The organism is Micromonospora sp. NPDC007208, from assembly GCF_042869175.1.
Classification (GTDB): Bacteria; Actinomycetota; Actinomycetes; order Mycobacteriales; family Micromonosporaceae; genus Micromonospora; species Micromonospora foliorum.
The window spans coordinates 132,127-148,670 of the sequence record NZ_JBIAFG010000015.1 but is presented as its reverse complement, the minus strand read 5'-3'; the positions used below and the strand labels follow the sequence as shown (position 1 = coordinate 148,670).

Below are 16,544 nucleotides of genomic sequence, written 5' to 3'. Positions count from 1 at the left end.
GAATCAACTGTTGATGGCGCGGAAGACGTCGTCGAGCCGGGTCGGCCCCGCCGCCAGGTCCCGCAGCTCCACGGCGTGGGCTTGCGCCCAGCCGAGTAGGAGGTGCAGGTCCTTCTGCAGCTCGAAGGTCTCGAACGTGACCTTCCCGTCCGCGTCGACGGTGGCCTGCACCGGCAGCACCGGCGCCGATGCCGGGAGGGAGAAGCGGATGACCGCGGGCAGGGTGCGGGTCAGCTCGGAGACGGTTCCTTCCCGGTGGAAGGCGCCCTCGTGCATCAGCCCGATCCGGTCCGCGCGCTGTTGCGCCTCCTCCAGGTAGTGCGTGGTGAGCACGATGGTCGCGCCGTTCTCCCGCAGCCGGTCCACCGTTGCCCAGACCGCGTCGCGGGACTGAATGTCGAGGCCGGTGGTCGGCTCGTCCAGGAAGATCAGCTCCGGGTTGCCGTAGACGGCGGTGGCGAAGTCCAGCCGCCGCTTCTCCCCGCCGGACAGCTGCGACACCTTGCGGCGGGCTCGGCCGGTGAGGTCGACCAGGTCGAGCACCCGGTCGACGTCGTCGGTGCGCCGGGTGAGCCGGCCGACCAGACCGACGGACTCACGGACGGTGAGGTCCGGGGAGAATCCGCTCTCCTGGAGCATTACCCCCATCCGGGGACGTACCGCTCGCCGGTCGGCGGGGCTGTGCCCGAAGACGCGTACCGTGCCCGAGGTCGGCCTCCGGTGTCCCTCGACAACTTCCAGGGTCGAGGTCTTCCCGGCTCCGTTGGTGCCCAGCAGTGCGTAGAGCTCTCCGGGCCGTACCTCGAAGGAGAGGTCCTTCACGGCGTGGAAGTCGCCGTAGGTGAGGTTCAGCCGTTCGACTTCGATGACGGGTGTGGTGGACATGCACCCATGACAGCGCGGGCGCGGCCGACCCGTCAGTGGCACCATGTCACCACCACATGTGACGCAGTGTCACTGGTCGTGACCCCTGGCTGCCGGATACTGAAGTGGTGACCGCAAGATCGCCGCGCTTCACCGAGTCGACGCAGGGAAGGCTGCGCCGGCTCAACCTCGCCACGTCACTGCCTCCGGTGGTGTTCGCCGCGGTGGTCCTGCTCTACACCGACGCCCGTACCTGGTGGCACCTCGTCGTCCTGGCACCGGGGGCCGTGGCGGCCCTGGTGGCCTTCGAACGGTGGACGGCCAACGACCTCGCCAGGGTCGCACTGCCCTGCCTGGTCGTGGCGGCAGCGGTCTGGCCGCTCGGGGTCCTGGTCAGCGGCAGCCCCAACGCCTACTGGGGTGTCTGCGCCGTCGGCTCGCTCGCCCTGCGCGAGGTGCGACGGCATCGGGCTCTGACCATGGCCGGGCTGTTCACCTACGTCGCCGCCGTCGGCACGGCGCGGCTGCTGGTGCAGCGGGACGACATCGGTCACGTCCTGGTCACCTACGTCCTCATCCCGACCGTCCTCACCATCGTCGTGACGGTCTTCACGGTGGTGGGCGAGCGGTTCTACGACCTGATCCGGGAGCTCGAACAGACCCGGGAACGCGAGGCGGAACTGGCCGTGGTCCGGGAGCGCGTGCGCTTCGCCAGCGACCTGCACGACATCCAGGGCCACACCCTGCACGTGGTCAAGCTGAAGATCGCCCTGGCCCAGCGACTGCTGCTCCGCGACACCGCTCGGGCGGAGAAGGAGCTGCGGGAGACGTACGCGCTGGTCAGCGACACCATCGCGCAGACCAAGGAACTCGCCTACGCGCAACGACGGCTCAACCTCACCGCGGAGATCGAGAACGCGAAGAACCTGTTCGAGGCCGCCGGCATCCGGGTCCGGGTGACCCGGGAGGCCGAGGTCGTTGCCCCCGCCAGCGAACTGCTCGGGCAGGTGCTGCGGGAGACGACCACCAACATCCTGCGACACGCGCAGGCCACCCAGGTGCAGATCACGATCGCCGCGTCGGGCATCACCATCGTCAACGACGGCGTGACCGCCACCGCGCTGCCCGAGCTCAGGGGACTGGCGGCACTCAGACAACGGGTGGCGGACGACGGCGGTGAGCTGACCGTGGAACAGAAGGACGAGCGGTTCCTGACCGCAGCGGTCTTCCCACTCGCTCGCGCCGACGCGGCCCCCACCGGCACGGGGAAGGACGGCCCATGACCACCATCGTGCTCGCCGACGACGAGGCGCTGCTGCGCACGGCCCTGGCCGCGCTGCTGCCGATGGAGGGCGACATCACCGTTCTCGCCGAGGCCCAGGACGGCCGGACGGCGATCGCCGCCACCCTGCGGCACCAGCCCGACGTGCTGGTCATCGACCTGGAGATGCCGGGCGTGGACGGCCTGGGCGCGGTCGCCGAGATCCGCCGCGAGCGACCGGAGCAGGTGATCCTGATGCTGACTCGGCACGCCCGCCCCGGCGTGCTGCGCAAGGCGTTGAAGCTCGGCGTACAGGGCTTCGTCAGCAAGTCCGCCGAGCCGGCCCACATCACCTCGGTCATCGCCACCCTGCATTCGGGGAAACGCTGGGTCGACCCGGACGTGTCCGCGCTCGCCGTCACCGAGGACTGCCCCCTCACCGACCGTGAAGCCGACGTCCTGCGGGTCACCGGCGAGGGCTACTCGGTCGCCGACATCGCCGCTCGGCTCCATCTCGCCCCGGGCACCGTCCGCAACTACCTCTCCAACGCGATGCGCAAGACCCAGACCCGGACCCGCCACGAAGCGGCCCGCTACGCCCGCGAACACGACTGGCTGTAACCCGATGAACGCCCCACGATCCGAGGGACCCTGGGAGAGGGCGGAACGCCCGAGCCGTGCTGACGCGGGAAGCTCGCGCCCGCTGACGCCGGTGCATTCCCGGCCGGCCGTCGACAACTCCCGGCCCTTCGGCGCCCACCTCCGCATGGGCTGGTGGAAGCCGCTCGTGGTCATCGTCGTGCCACCGCTGGTGATGGTGGTGCATTGACACTCCCGAACCTCGCTCTTCTGGGGGAGTGAGACCCACTCAGGGAGGGAGGTGTTGAGGTGTTGGTTTGGCGAGGGTGCTGGTATGCCCACTTGTCGAGGTCGTCGCTGGGCGTACGGCGCCTTCGCTTGGTTGATCTTCTTTGTGGTGTCCCACGTGATCCTGGTGTTCGTCCCCGGGGACGATCCAACAGGTGATGGACCGTGGGGCATGAGGGCCTACGTGGTCTTCAACGTGGTGCTCATCTCGATGTCGGCCATCGGGGCAGCCGTCGTTCTAGCCACAGTCGGCCCGGGGGCTCGACGTCTTCCCCGATGGTTACTTCTGACGCCACTGTTGTCCGGCAGCATGCTGCTCGTCATCCGAGGTGTTCCGGGAATGGTGGAGAACCTTCTGATGGTCACCGGTCTCCGTCGCGGCGGCTTCATGGGGGTGTCGGATATCTCCACGGGCGAGTTCTGGGCCGGTGTCGCAATCAACACCTACTTCTTCGCGGGAGCAGTGTTGCTGGTCGGGACGACCGTGTCCTACGGCCGCCGATCAGCGGAGAGCGCCCTGAGCAAGGGAGCGACCGGCAGCCGTTCTGGTAGTAGATCTGATTCAGCTGCCTGAGCGGCCTATTCCGTTGCTGGTTGACGGCGGATGACCAGCAGGGCGATGTCGTCGTTGGGGTGTTCCTCCGCGGTGGTGGCCATGATGTGGTCGCACAACGTCTCGGCTGGCCCGGACCGTACGGCGTCGGCGAGGCGTTCGATGCCGGTGTCGATCACTTCGCTGCGGCGTTCGACCAGTCCGTCGGTGTAGAAGACGAGTGCCGCACCCGGCGGTAGGTCCAGCACGGTGGTGCGGCGGTTGGCCGGTGGTCGGCCCACGCCGAGTGGCCGGTCCACCGTCAGGTTGACGAGCTTGGTGGGTTGGCCGGGGACAGCCAGCAGCGGTGGAAGGTGGCCCGCGGAGGAGAGGTGCACCGTCGCGCGGTCGGGCGCGATCAGGGCGTAGACGGCGGTGGTGAGGGTGCCCGCTTCGAAGTGGTGAATCTTGCGGTCGAGGGAGGTCAGCGCCTGGGCGGGATCGTCGGAGTCGAGTGCGTAGGCGCGTAGCGCGCTGCGGATGCGTCCCATGACGACGGCGGATGGCAGCCCGTGGCCGGAGACGTCGCCGATGACGGCACCCAGCCAGCCCGAGGGCAACGAGAACACGTCGTACCAGTCGCCGCCGATGCCCAGGTCGTGACCGGGTGCGTACCGAGCGGCCAGTTCCAGGCCGGGGACGTCGGGTAGCCGGCCTGGTAGCAGGCTGTGTTGCAGGGCCAGCGCTGCCTGCCGGTCGAGAACCTGAGCTCGGGCCTGACCTGCGAGGCTGGCACGATCGGCAACAAGCTGCAACAGCTGCACGTCGTCGGGGCCGAACCGCCGCAGGGCCAGGGAGCCGACGTGTAGTACGCCGACGAGGTTGCCGTTGACGAGCATGGGCACGCCCAGCAGGGCACGTATGCCCGTGGCGAGCAGGATGGGATTGACCACGTCGTCGGGCGTAACATCGTAGATCGTGACCGGCGCCCGTGTCGCCGCCACTCGCCCGGCGAAGCCGCGTCCGACCCGGACGCGGAAACCGCGGCGCACCTCCTCCTCCAGGCCCTTGGCCGCTGTCGCGACGAGTTCGCCGGTGTGGTCGTCCAGCAGCAGGATGGTGGCGGTATCGACCTTGAGTAGGTCCCGGATCCGTTCGAGCAGCTCGTCGAGCAACTCGGCGACGTTGAGCCCCGACAGGGCGGCATCGGTGATCGCCCCGATACGGCGCAGCCGCTCCTCATTCGTCATCAGCTCGGCATCGGCCACCCAGGAAGCCTAGACGCCGGCACGCCACCGCTAGCATGCCAGCGGCGAGATCAACAGTGTCGCGCCTTCGACGTGGGGTACCTTCCCATGTCACATCGACGCATTGGTCGTCCGGCGAACACGTTCCGGAGAGCCATCCTCGCCCGTCCCATCGGTGAGGTCACCGGCTCCAGGCTCGACAGGGAGGAGTAGTAGTGGCGAACCCACCGCTCGATCAGCATGCTCCCACCGCCGGACAGCCGCTGTTCTCGTCGTCGTTCACCCTCGCAGACCTCGCCCGCGTGCGACACGAGGTTGAGGCCGTCAGTCGCCGGTGCGGCCTTGATCACGACGAGACCGAGAACTGGGTCACCGCGGTCAACGAACTGATGATCAATGTCATTCGGCACGGGGGCGGCAGAGGCGACCTACGCCTGCTCCTGAACGGTCAGCTCACCTGTGAGGTCACTGACCGGGGGCGCGGCTTCAACACTGCTCACTACGTTCCGCGCGCCGAGCGGCCGCCCCTGTCCGAAGCTGGAGGAATGGGCCTGTGGGTGGTCGGGCGCATGGCCGACTACCTCCTCGTCGACAGCGGACCAGCAGGCACCACCATCCGCATCGCGGCACGCACCCGCGACCTGCTCGGGTAGCCCTCACCAGCGCGGCCGGCAGGCGGGCGTCGCCGCGTTCGAGTGGGTCGGTGTAGGGGAGCTGAGGGTCTGGGTGGTCCGGGCGGGCCCGGCGTGATGCCGAGCCCGCCCGTTTCAGTACGGCCAGTTCAGGCGTCGTGGATCTCGCCCAGCAGCTTGTAGGTCTGCGCGTCCTCTCGCGGGTCGTGCAGGGAGCCGATCATGATCATCGTGCGGGGGAGGCGAGCCGGAATTGCTGGTTGGTTTGTCCGTGGCAGTCGTAGAGCTGGATTTGGGCTCCGTTGGCGGTGCTCCAGGCGTCCAGGCATCGTCCGGACTGGGCGTTGCTGATGGTGCCGTTGGAGTTGAGGTTCCACTGTTGGTTGGTCTGGCTGTGGCAGCTGTAGATCTGTACTGCTGCGCCGTTGCCGGTTCCGGCCGCGTCGAGGCACATGGTGCCGTACACCTGGAGTTGTTTGGTTGCGGTGTAGGCCCATGCCTGGTTTGTCTGTTTGTTGCAGTCGTAGAGCTGGACCCGGGTGCCGTTGGTGGTCGAGGCGTTGGGTACGTCGATGCACCGCCCGGACTGTGTGCCGACGATCTCGCCGGCGGAGCCCGGTGGGACGGTCGGGGTGGGCCCCGGCGTGGTGGGCGTGGGAGTGGTCCCGGGGCCGGCGCTGTTCAGCGCCTCGAGGGTGGCCGTGTAGGCGGCCTTCTTGTTGCCGTTGCACTCGAAGAGCAGCGGGGTGCCGCTGGACCGCCAGGAGTCGCAGTCCCGCACCCCCCACACCGTGATCCCGTTGCAGCGAGCCACGGCCAGGCAGTCGTTGACCACGTTGCGGAAGGTGTTGGCCTGCGTCGTGCCGGAGCCCTCGATGTCCAGCTCGGTGATCTGCACGTCCACCCCGAGGGCGGCGAAGCTGGACAGCGTCGTACGGTAATTGCTGTTGTACGCTGAGTTCGCGTTGAAGTGGGACTGGAACCCGACGCAGTCGATCGGCACCCCGCGCTGCTTGAAGTCGCGCACCATGTTGTACACGGCCTGCGTCTTGGCCCAGGTCCAGTTGTCGGTGTTGTAGTCGTTGTAGCAGAGCTTCGCGTTCGGGTCCGCCGCGTCGGCGGCGCGGAACGCCGCCTCGATCCAGTCGTTGCCGGTGCGCTGCAGGTTCGAGTTACGACGGGCGCCGCTGTTGCCGTCCTCGAACGCCTCGTTCACCACATCCCACGAGTAGATCTTGCCCCGGTAGTTGGTGGCCACCCGAGTGACGTGGTTCAGCATCGCGTTGCGCAGGGCGGTGCCCTCCATGCCCTGCATCCAGCCCGGCTGCTGTGAGTGCCAGGCCAGGGTGTGGCCCCGGACCCGCCAGCCCCGGGATATGGCGTGGTTCACGATCCGGTCCGCGTTGCTGAAGGTGAAGTTGTTCTGCTGCGGCTCGGTCGCGTCGATCTTCATTTCGTTCTCGGGAGTGACGCTGTTGAACTCGCGGTTCAGGATCGTCGTGTACGCGCTGTCGCCGAGCTTGTTCGCGGCGACTGCGGCACCGAAGTAGCGGCCAGACTGGGCCGCGGCCGCGCCGAGGGTCGTTTCGGCGGCCTGGGCCAGGTTCGGCAGCAGCGACACGGCCAAGGCCAGAATTATCGCGGCTGTTCCGGAAAAAGTGAGGGTACGTAGTCGGGTGCGCCCGGTGGAACGGGTCCGGGAAGTCATGGGATCCTCCGGTGGTGGGATGGGAGGGGCTCTGTCACTGTTCGAGTGAGGACCCGGCTCAGATGGCAGCGGCCACGGTGCCCAGTCCACCCGGGCAGGCCGGGACTCACCTCGGGCGTCCGCCCGGGTGTGAGGCGACTTGAGCTACCTGACCAGCGAATAGAGCGCTGCGATGAGTGGGTCCGATCGCCCGCTGGGTGGTGGTTGCGGGCGCTGGCTCTAGGTGGTGGACGTGGGAACCTCGCAGGTGGGTGGGCCTGACGCTCGTGTGAGGCGCCTCCAGTGCTGAAGGGATGGTGTTAACGTTCACGCTTATCGATGGCTCTCAGGCTGGCAGAAAGTTCCACGTTTTTCAACCGGTAGTTTCGGAGCTGTTACGGACAAGGTTCGGGACCGTTTGGACCAACAAGATCAACAAAGCGCCTGACCCGTCGATGACGAGGTCAGGCGCTCTGTGGACGTGCTCGACCAGACTGCCCGGTGCTAGCTGATTCGGACCGCAGCGGCTGTGCCGGCGGGGCAGATGACGAGCAGGCAGCTCTCGACCCGTACGTCGTCGATAACCGGACCGAAGGCATCCGCCGTGGTGCTGGCGAACTGCAGAACCGTAGCGGCGGACAGGATGTTCGTGAAATAGAAGGTTCTGTACACGTATCCCATGGCCGATGGCGTGTGGCCGGCAGTGTCGAAGGAGAAGCTGTCGACGGTGTGGCCGTTGGCCGTGACCTTGCCCGTCACGACGAGAGGACCGTTGTCGGGGTTGCCGGCGAGGGCGTAGCTCACTCGATAGGTGGTGAGCAGCTTCGTGGGCAGCGTACGAGCGACCGCACCTGGGCTGAACCCGTTGAGGTCGAGTGACTGGTTGCCTTCCGCGGCCTGCCAGTCCCGGGTCAGGCCGACGGTGCCGGCGGTGACGGTCCATGCGCCGAACTGCTGGCCGGCGGCGAACTCCGTGAAGTCGTTGGGGATGGCGGGGTTCTCGAAACCGTCGGCGAAGACGGGGGCCGCTGCGGCTGGACTCGCCGTGAGGGCGGTCAGGAGGGCGGTCAGCGCCATGGCCAGCGCCACTCCGATTGCCGTGCGATGGGTACGCGGACGCTTCGTCACCATGCTTGTCCTTCCGAAGTGGGCATCGGCTGGGGCGGGCCGGGGCTCCGTTCCGTGACTCGACCACGCAACGCTAAGAATCGATGCCCGCGAGTGACGTTACGGTGACGCCGCAAAGCCTGGCAAGGCCCTTCAATTCCCGATGACCAGGTTGGCCATGTCGACGACCGGCTGGTAGCCGAGAGCGGCGTAGATCTTGTTCGAGGTCGGGTTGGCCTGGTCGGTGAACAGGCAGACCCGAGCGCCCTCGGCCTGGATTCGGCGGGAAACCTCGGCGACCGCGTTGCTGGCCCAACCACGCCCGCGCTGGGCCGGCGGTGTGTACACCGGGCCTACGCGGGCCACTCCGAACGACGGTGGGTTGGCGCCGGTGAGGTGCACCGGCTTTCCTGTCTCGTCAACCCAGAGCCACAGCCGTCCGGCTTGCAGTCGGCGCAGCATCTCGGCGTGGTCGGGCACTTCGTGGGCACTGGTACCGCGTGGTCGGCCCGCCTGTTCGTCGGCGTCGCCCATGAACGCGGCGAACCACTCCGTGACCAGCCCCACGTCATCCGCGGTCGCGACCACCAGGCCGCCGGGCACAGGTGGCGGCCACGCCAACTCGGCGAGCTCGTGCAGCCGTGTGTGCTGGGTGACCTGGACTCGACCTCCGCCGAGCCGGGCCAACTCGGCGGCGCACAGTTCAACGGCAGGCAGGGCCCCGTTGACCGCGAGTACCTCCTCCTCGCGTTCGTGCAACGCGTGGGCCAGCGCAACGGCCGCCTCGTCGGGCATGGGCAGCAGAAAAGGCGGGTAGGGGGCGTACGGCGCCGAGCGCATCGCGGCACCGACCACGGCACCGGAATCGTCGCTGACCGCCAGCCACCAGTTGCCCTCGTGCTGCGAGATTCCATCGGCCCGCTGGGACATCAGCCGGTGCGCGACGGTGGTCACGACAGTGCTGACGACCGGGTCGGCGCGCAGGTAGTCACCCGCGGCGACCAGGAACTCGCCCGGGTCGGTGAAGAACCGCAGCCGCAGTCCGGCCATCGGGACAGTGCTCATCTGCGTACGCTAGCCACCGTCGTGCCACCTGCACACCGGGATTTTGTACGGCAGAACCTGCATCCGCTGCGCCAGCCGAGATTCTGCGAAGAGGCTGCCGCCGCAAGACCGGTCTGGCTGGTCACGCCGAGCACCATTCGAGCGCACACCGACCTAGCGCAAAAGGGTGAGCAGTGCCGAGATCGCCAGGCCGCCCAGCATCAGGCCGGCGATTCCGGCGGCCGTCCGCGAGGTGCGCAGAGCGGTGGCCGGTCGAGCAGACAGCCGGTACGTGGCACCCAAGTACATGGCGACAGCGCTGGCGGCGAGCGCGACAAGCCATGCTGACAGCAGTAGGGCTTCGGTGAGCGGCAGCGCCACGGCGCACCTCCCGGTCGTTGTCCCCCGCTCGTCAGTAGACGCCTGGCACGTGGTGGCCGGGCGGCTGCGCGGTGAACGGTGGGTGGCGAGGCTGTTGCCGCATGAGGCGTACCGCACTGTTCGCCTGACCGACGACTCGGTGTGACGTCTCAGCCAGCTCCATCAACATCTATGTATTCATGACTGGACATCACCCACACCACTGCCACCACGATCATGGATCCGACGACGAGGTGCCGTACGGCCAGGTCGAGGTCCCCGCGGGCTTCGGCCGACGGGCGCTTCTGGCCGGTGCCGGCGGGACGCTGATGTTGGCCGCGCTACCGAGTGCGGCCCGGGCGGCCAACACGACGATGGCCGGCGCCCCGACCGCGGCGGTCGGCGCCAGTCGGACTTCCCTGATCACCCAGGGCACGATGCTGGTCCACACCGACATGCACAACCACACGGTCATGTCGGACGGTGACGGCAGCGCCGAGGCCGCGTTCGCCTCGATGCGCGAGGCCGGCCTGGACGTCGCCGCGCTGACCGATCACGCCACGCTCTTCTCCATCGACGGGCTCAGCTCGTCCGAGTGGCGCACGACCGGCGACCTGGCAAACGCGGCCAACGACCCGGGCCAGTTCACCGCGATCCGTGGGTTCGAGTGGTCGCATCCTCTGCAGGGGCACATCAACGTCTGGAACACCTCCGACTTCGCCGACCTGTTGCGGGCCGGCAGCCCCGGCAGCCTGTACAACTGGCTCGCCGGCCGGCCCGGAGGCCTGGCGAGCTTCAACCACCCCGGTCGGGAGGCGGGCCGGTTCAACAACTTCTCCTTCAACGCCTCCGCCCGCGATCAGCTCGTGGGGCTGGAGATGTTCAACCGGACCGACGACTTCCTTTTCGAGGGCTGGTCGTCGGGCATGGCGTCACCGCTGGTGGCGTGCCTGAACGCCGGTTGGCGGCCGGCGCTCACCGGCGTCACCGACGAGCACGGCACCACCTGGGGCTTCCACGAGGGTAAGGGTCGCAGCGGCCTGTGGGTGGCCGAGAACACCCGCGCCGCGGTGTTCGAGGCGATGGCCGCCCGCCGTTCCTTCGCCACCCGTGTCTCGGGGCTACGTGTGGACGCCACCGCCAACGGCGTACGCATGGGTGGGGTGCTGAACGTGACCTCCGGCGACGTCCGGTTCCTGCTGGACCTGGACCGCGGCTCGGCCTGGGACGGTAAGCCCTTACGGATCCAGGTCCTCCGTCCGGGCACCTCGGCGCCGACCGTCGTCGACGTCATCGACACCGTCAACGGTCAGGTCACCGACTTCACTGTGCCGCTCAACGTCACCGACGGCGACTGGGTGGTGCTCCGGATCTCCGACCCGTCCCTGGCCAACGGCACCCCCGGCCCGGCCGGTCACCCGTGTAACGACTTCGGCGTGGCCTACACCAGCCCCTGGTGGCTCCGGCCCTGACCTCCCAGGTGCCGGTGCCGGCACGGCGGACCAGCCGCCGACGGCTGCGTCGGTCGTGCCGGGACCGGCATTCGGCTCCGCGAGATGGTCGCGCCCCGGCGTGGTCAGCGAGGTAGCGGAGGCAGCGTCGGGCTGTCGAGCCAGGCATCGAACAGATCGTCCAGGGGTGCGCGGGCGAAGCGCTGGGCGTGCAGCCGGAACTGCTCGCTCGTCACCGTCGAGTGCCGGTGCTCGGCGACCCAGGCTCGCAGGAGCGCGAAGAACGACTCGTCGCCGACCCGCTTCCGCAGGGCGTGCACCGTGAGCGCACCGCGCTTGTAGACCAGCGGGTCGAACATCCGGTCGACGCCTGGATCCGCGACGATGACGCTCCGGGGGCGATCCGCGATCCACGCGTACCACCGCGCGGCCAGGGCGTCCGTCGGTAGGTCGCCGCAGACACCGGACCACAGCCACTCGGCGTACGTGGCGAAGCCTTCGTTGAGCCAGATATGCCGCCAGTCCGCCACCGTGAGGCTGTTGCCGAACCACTGGTGGGCCAGTTCGTGCACGACAAGCCGCTCGTGCGTGCGCCGTCCGTCGACGTGGTTCCGCCCGAAGACGGCCATGCCCTGCGCTTCGACGGGATCGTCGAGGTCGTCGTCGGCGACCACCACGACGTACTCCCGGAACGGGTACGGCCCGAAGAGCCGCTGCAGCGCCGACATGATCTCACCGTGCCGACCGAAGTCGTGGGCTACGTTCCGGCGCAGCGCGGGCGGGATCGCAGCGCGCTGCACCACCTCACCGACAGCAAGGTCCACCACCTCGTAACGTCCGATCTGGACGCTCATCAGGTACGGCGAGGTGGGCTCGCGCCGCTCGTACACCCAGGTCGTGCTGCCCGCGCCTCGCCGCTGGAGCACGGGATCGCCGGTCACCAAGACGGTGTACGGGGAGGGGGTCGTCACTGTCACCCGGAAGGTGGCCTTGGCACCGGGCTGGTCATCGCACGGAAACCAGGACGGCGACCCGTTCGGCTGGCTGGCCACGAGCACCCCGTCGGTGAGTTCCTCCCACCCAAGTTCGCCCCACCGGCCGGAAATGGGCACCGGCTTTCCCGCGTACCGGATCTCCACCCGGAAGGTGTCCCCGGCGGCGATCGGCCGCTCGGGTTTGATCTGCAGCTTGTTCGGCCGGTGCAGGTACTTCGCCGGGTGCCCGTCCACCCGGACGTCCTGGACCCGGAGCCGACCGAGATCGAGGGTGAACCGCGACAGCGACTGTCCGGCCACCGCGGTGATATCCGCCCGGCCACCGAGACGGTTCGACACGACCCGGTAGTCGAGCTCGAGGTCGTAGTGCAGCACCCGGTAGCCGCCGTTGCCGTGCTCGGGCAGGTAGGAGTCGCTGGAGCGACCGGCGCCGGGCGTTGCGCCGCCCGACGTCGACGCCTTCGGATTCACGCCGACCGCGCCGCTGGCGCCGCCCAGGTGGTGATCGGGTTACCCAACCACCGGCTGTCGCACGGCACGGCGTCGCCGCGGGTCACCAGCGAACCGGGCCCGACGGTGGTCCGCGCCCCGATGCTCGCGCCCGGTAGGACGATGCCGTGCGGACCCAGCGCGGCTCCCGCGCCCAGTGTCACCACGTCCATGCTCATCACACGATCATGGAACAGGTGGGTCTGCACCACACAACCGCGGTTCACCGTCGCGCCGTCGCCGAGGCGCACCAGGTCGTACTCGGGCAGCCAGTAGGTCTCCAGCCAGACGCCTCGGCCGATCTTCGCACCGAGCGTGCGCAGCCACGCCGTCAGCAGTGGCGTGCCGGTAGCGAAGCGGACCAACCACGGCGCGGCAAGGACCTCGACGAACGTGTCCGCCAGCTCGTTGCGCCACACGAACGAGGTCCACAGCGCCCGCTCGGCTACCCGGAAGCGCCCGACCAGCAGCCACTTCGCGGCCGTCGCGATGGCGGCGGCGATGATCGCCGCGCCCAGCAGCACCGGCCCGGCGGCGAGAGCTGCCGCCCACCACCCGGCAGCCCGCCAGACGAACGCGAGTACGGCCAGGACGCCGACCGCCAGTGCGCCGGCGCACATCACCGGCACGATCCGGCACAGCTCGATCGCGGCCCGTGCCAGCTTCAGCCGGAGCGGCGGGTCGAAGGTGCGGCTGGTGTCGGCGGCTTCGACGGTCCGGCGCAGCGGCATCGGCGGGGCGCCGAGCCACGACGAACCCTTCTTCGCCTTGAACGGCGCCGACGACAACACCCCGACCAGCCCGCGCTTCGGCACCGAACGCCCGGGTGCCGCCATTCCCGAATTGCCGAGGAACGCCTGCTTACCGATGCGGGCCGGGGCTACCCGCAGCCACCCGTGGCTCAGCTCGTATGTCGCGACCATGGTGTCGTCGGCCAGGAAGGCCCCGTCGGCGACAGTTGTCATCGCCGGCAGTGCGAGCACGGTGGACGCCTCCACCCCGCGCCCCACCTTCGCGCCCAGCAACCGCAACCACACCGGCGTGAAAAGACTGGCGTAGAGCGGGAACAGCCCGACCCGGGCCATCCCCATCAGCCGCTCGGTCGTCCACACCTGCCACGCCACCCGCCCCTGCACAGGGTGGTACCCGGCGCGAAGGCCGATGCTCAGCGTCCGGACGGCCCCGAGCACCAGCAGCGCATAGCCCACCACGTAGGCAACGGTTGCCACCGCGACGGCGGCCAACACGGCGCCGACCGCCGGTCGGACGGTGAGCGTCCAGCCGAGCAGGGCGAGCGCCGGCAGGGCGGCCACGACCGGAACCAGCCCCAGCACCTGGGCGGTCATCCCGTACGCGAGTGGCCAGAGGCGTGCCCCCGTCCGGGACCGAGGGGGACGCTGCCCGGGCCACCCGTCCGAGTCCTTGCCAGCGGCTGCGGCGGGTGAGCCGGCCCACCGTTGGTTGGCCGGTACGGCGCCGACCACCGTCGAGCCCGCGGCGACGCGGGCGCCCTTGCCGATCCGAGCGCCCGGCATCAGGGTGCTGCGGGATCCGACCCGGGCGTCGGCACCGACGCGAACCCTGCCGATGCGGACGACATCGCCGTCGACCCAGTGGCCGGACAGATCGACCTCCGGCTCGATCGCCGCGCCGCGGCCGAGCTTCAGCAGGCCGGTCACCGGCGGCGCGGAGTGCAGGTCGACGTCGGCCCCGATCTGTGCGCCGAGAGCCCTGGCGTAAGTGATCATCCAGGATGCTCCGGCGACGCTGGTGGCACCGGTCAGCTCGGCGAGGCGTTCGGCGGCCCACAGCCGCAGGTGCACGCCGCCACCGCGTGGGTAGCTGCCGGGGCGTACACCGCGGAGCAGCAGTCGCGCTCCAGCGGCGGCCAGGGCGATCCGGCCCAGCGGACTGAACAGCAGAAGCCAGCCCAGAGCCACCCACCACCAGGACACGACAGGTGCCCAGGGCGCCGGCGCGAGCAGGACGAGGACGTTGCCGAGGGCGGCCAGGACGGTCAGCCAGCGCAGCCCGACCAGCGCGAGCATCGGCACCATCAGCGCGGCCTGGATCAGCCCGGCGCGCCGCGGCGTCGGCCGGACCTCTCGTCGCGTCGCCGCCGTGGTGTCGAGCGCGTCGAGCACGGCCGCGAGCCGCGACAGTTTCGGGTGGAGATAGATATCGGCCACCGAGACGCGCGGGTGCCGGCGCCTGATCCATGCCACCAGTTGCGCCGCGTTCAGGCTGCCGCCGCCGTGGGTGAAGAAGTCGGCGTCCGCCTCGGTGGGGCGTACACCGAGGATCTCCGCCCAACCGCCCGCGAGCCATTCCTCCGTCGCGGTCAGCTCACCCGCGGCGTTCTCAGCGGTGGCCAGCGGCCAGGGCAGCGCGGCCCGATCCACCTTGCCGGACGTCCGGGTCGGCAGCGCGTCCACCACGGCCAGCAGCGGCACGAGCGCGGCCGGCAGCTGCTCACGGATCCGCAGCGCCGCCGTCGCGGCATCGAAGGTGACGCCGTCGTGCGGAACCACGTACCCCACCAGCAGTTGGTTGCCCGCGGCGGTGCGCTGCACCGCCGCGGCGGCACCGGCGACGCCGGGCAGCGCCTGCAGCGCGGCGTCGATCTCACCCAGCTCGATCCGGCGTCCGCCGAGCTTCACCTGCTCGTCACCGCGGCCGACAAACAGGAGCCCTTCGGGCTCCGCCCGGACGATGTCCCCGCTGCGGTACGCCCGTTGCCAACCGAGCGCGGGCAGCGCCGCGAACTTCTCGGCGTCCCTGCCCGGATCCAGGTAGCGGGCGAGCCCCACCCCACCGATCACCAGCTCGCCGGTCTGGCCCATCGCCACCGGAGTGCCGGAGCCGTCGACCACGGCGAGCTCCCAGCCGGCCAGCGGCAGCCCGATGCGTACCGGTCCCTCGCCGGTCATCCGTGCGGCGCAGGCGACCACTGTCGCCTCGGTCGGTCCGTACGTGTTCCAGACCTCCCGGCCCTCGACGGCCAGGCGCTGTGCGAGTTCCGGTGGGCAGGCCTCCCCACCGAAGATCAGCAGCCGGACCTCCTCCAGCGCCTCGACCGGCCACAACGCGGCGAGCGTCGGCACCGTCGACACCACCGAGATGCGCTGCTCGGCCAACCACGGACCGAGGTCGACGCCGCTGCGGACGAGCGACCGTGCGGCCGGCACCAGACACGCCCCGTGCCGCCACGCCAGCCACATCTCCTCGCAGGACGCGTCGAACGCCACCGACAGCCCGGCCAGGACCCGATCCTGCGGGCCGATCGCCTCGCTGGCCTCGTCGGCGAGGAACAACCGCGCCTCGGCGTCCACGAAAGCGGCCGCCGCCCCGTGGCTGACCGCAACCCCCTTCGGGGTGCCCGTCGAGCCGGAGGTGAAGATGATCCAGGCGTCGTCGTCCGGGCCGGGCCGGCCGCTCCGACCCGCGGGGGTACGGCGCAACGACACCGTCAGCCCGTCACCGAGGACCGCCACGACTCCCGCCTCGGCGAAGACGAGCTCGGCGCGTTCCTCCGGATCGTCCGCGTCGACCGGCACGTAGGCCGCGCCCGCCGCGAGAACGCCGAGGATCGCCAGGTACAGCTCGGCCGTACCGGAGGAGATCCGGACGCCAACCCGGTCGCCGAGACCGATGCCGTGCCCGGAGAGCGACCTCCGTACGGCCTCGACCTCGTCGGCCAGGTCGCGGTACGTCAGCGCCGTAGCGCCGTTGTCGAGGGCAGGAGCCTCCGGGTGCGCGCGTACGGAGTCGTCGAGAATGTCGACAAGCGTGCGGCGGGCCGGGGCCGAGCGGGATCGGAACACCGCCGGGGTCACCGGTGCGGTAGCCACCGGAGGTAGCGCGACCACCTGCAGATCACTCGTCACGGGCACCGGGTGTTCACCATCTTCACCTCACGGATCGGCGTCAACCAGGCGTGCGGCATGCGGACCCGCCCGGGGCAGCCCTCAACGCTACGTCGCACCCGAGCGGAAAGGCGGGTAAGCA

The 16,544-nt window shown here is 69.6% G+C and carries 13 protein-coding genes; 5 read left to right on the top strand and 8 right to left on the bottom strand.

All coding sequences use genetic code 11. The features are described from left to right. Positions 1–3: 3 nt before the first annotated feature. Positions 4–885, bottom strand: coding sequence for an ABC transporter ATP-binding protein (locus tag ACFYL6_RS25755; protein WP_387174984.1), 882 nt, complete (start codon positions 883–885; stop codon positions 4–6). 107 nt (positions 886–992) lie between these two features. On the opposite strand from ACFYL6_RS25755, the gene ACFYL6_RS25750 reads away from it, so the two are divergent. From ACFYL6_RS25750 to ACFYL6_RS25740, 3 genes are all read left to right on the top strand, one after another. After that, entirely contained in the window at positions 993–2,147 is a 1,155-nt protein-coding gene (locus tag ACFYL6_RS25750) for a sensor histidine kinase (protein WP_387174982.1), read from the top strand. Beyond that, complete coding sequence (locus ACFYL6_RS25745) at positions 2,144–2,746, top strand: DNA-binding response regulator (RefSeq protein WP_387174980.1); 603 nt, start codon at positions 2,144–2,146, stop codon at positions 2,744–2,746. Before ACFYL6_RS25750 ends, ACFYL6_RS25745 begins: the two co-directional genes overlap by 4 nt. A gap of 364 nt (positions 2,747–3,110) precedes the next feature. Next, positions 3,111–3,566 carry a hypothetical protein gene (locus ACFYL6_RS25740; RefSeq protein WP_387174978.1) on the top strand — a complete coding sequence of 152 codons (456 nt, stop codon included), beginning with the start codon at positions 3,111–3,113 and terminating at the stop codon, positions 3,564–3,566. 5 nt (positions 3,567–3,571) lie between these two features. Here ACFYL6_RS25740 and ACFYL6_RS25735 read toward each other — a convergent pair whose 3' ends face one another. Beyond that, a complete protein-coding gene (locus ACFYL6_RS25735) occupies positions 3,572–4,792 on the bottom strand; it encodes a PP2C family protein-serine/threonine phosphatase (RefSeq protein WP_387174977.1) in 1,221 nt (406 codons plus the stop codon). Between the two features lie 194 nt (positions 4,793–4,986). On the opposite strand from ACFYL6_RS25735, the gene ACFYL6_RS25730 reads away from it, so the two are divergent. Beyond that, a complete protein-coding gene (locus ACFYL6_RS25730) occupies positions 4,987–5,424 on the top strand; it encodes an ATP-binding protein (protein WP_387174975.1) in 438 nt (145 codons plus the stop codon). Between the two features lie 205 nt (positions 5,425–5,629). Here the strand turns inward: ACFYL6_RS25730 and ACFYL6_RS25725 are convergent, their stop codons facing one another. The 4 genes from ACFYL6_RS25725 to ACFYL6_RS25710 all read right to left on the bottom strand — a co-directional run bounded on the left by ACFYL6_RS25725 (position 5,630) and on the right by ACFYL6_RS25710 (position 9,622). Continuing rightward, the gene (locus ACFYL6_RS25725; RefSeq protein WP_387175086.1) at positions 5,630–7,024 is read right to left on the bottom strand and encodes an endo-1,4-beta-xylanase; all 1,395 of its coding nucleotides are present in this window, start codon (positions 7,022–7,024) and stop codon (positions 5,630–5,632) included. 570 nt (positions 7,025–7,594) lie between these two features. Further along, positions 7,595–8,221 carry a DUF642 domain-containing protein gene (locus tag ACFYL6_RS25720; protein ID WP_387174973.1) on the bottom strand — a complete coding sequence of 209 codons (627 nt, stop codon included), beginning with the start codon at positions 8,219–8,221 and terminating at the stop codon, positions 7,595–7,597. 129 nt (positions 8,222–8,350) lie between these two features. Continuing rightward, positions 8,351–9,262 (bottom strand): GNAT family N-acetyltransferase, encoded by a 912-nt coding sequence (locus ACFYL6_RS25715; protein ID WP_387174972.1) that lies wholly within the window; start codon positions 9,260–9,262, stop codon positions 8,351–8,353. A 153-nt stretch (positions 9,263–9,415) separates the two neighbouring features. Beyond that, entirely contained in the window at positions 9,416–9,622 is a 207-nt protein-coding gene (locus ACFYL6_RS25710; protein WP_387174970.1) for a hypothetical protein, read from the bottom strand. A gap of 179 nt (positions 9,623–9,801) precedes the next feature. Between ACFYL6_RS25710 and ACFYL6_RS25705 the strand changes: the two genes are divergently transcribed. Then, on the top strand, positions 9,802–11,073 hold the full coding sequence (locus ACFYL6_RS25705) for a CehA/McbA family metallohydrolase (protein ID WP_387174968.1): 1,272 nt from the start codon (positions 9,802–9,804) through the stop codon (positions 11,071–11,073). Between the two features lie 104 nt (positions 11,074–11,177). On the opposite strand, the gene ACFYL6_RS25700 is transcribed toward ACFYL6_RS25705, so the two are convergent. Next, positions 11,178–12,518, bottom strand: coding sequence for a M1 family metallopeptidase (locus tag ACFYL6_RS25700; RefSeq protein ID WP_387174966.1), 1,341 nt, complete (start codon positions 12,516–12,518; stop codon positions 11,178–11,180). Further along, positions 12,515–16,429: a Pls/PosA family non-ribosomal peptide synthetase gene (locus ACFYL6_RS25695; protein WP_387174964.1), complete on the bottom strand. Its 3,915-nt coding sequence runs from the start codon at positions 16,427–16,429 to the stop codon at positions 12,515–12,517. Before ACFYL6_RS25695 ends, ACFYL6_RS25700 begins: the two co-directional genes overlap by 4 nt. Positions 16,430–16,544: the final 115 nt, after the last annotated feature.

Excerpts from the sequence above, each read along its gene's own strand:
- ACFYL6_RS25755 (WP_387174984.1), bottom strand. The coding sequence starts at position 885 with ATGTCCACCACACCCGTCATCGAAGTCGAACGGCTGAACCTCACCTAC.
- ACFYL6_RS25745 (WP_387174980.1), top strand. The coding sequence starts at position 2,144 with ATGACCACCATCGTGCTCGCCGACGACGAGGCGCTGCTGCGCACGGCC.
- ACFYL6_RS25720 (WP_387174973.1), bottom strand. The coding sequence starts at position 8,221 with ATGGTGACGAAGCGTCCGCGTACCCATCGCACGGCAATCGGAGTGGCG.
- ACFYL6_RS25715 (WP_387174972.1), bottom strand. The coding sequence starts at position 9,262 with ATGAGCACTGTCCCGATGGCCGGACTGCGGCTGCGGTTCTTCACCGAC.
- ACFYL6_RS25705 (WP_387174968.1), top strand. The coding sequence starts at position 9,802 with ATGACTGGACATCACCCACACCACTGCCACCACGATCATGGATCCGAC.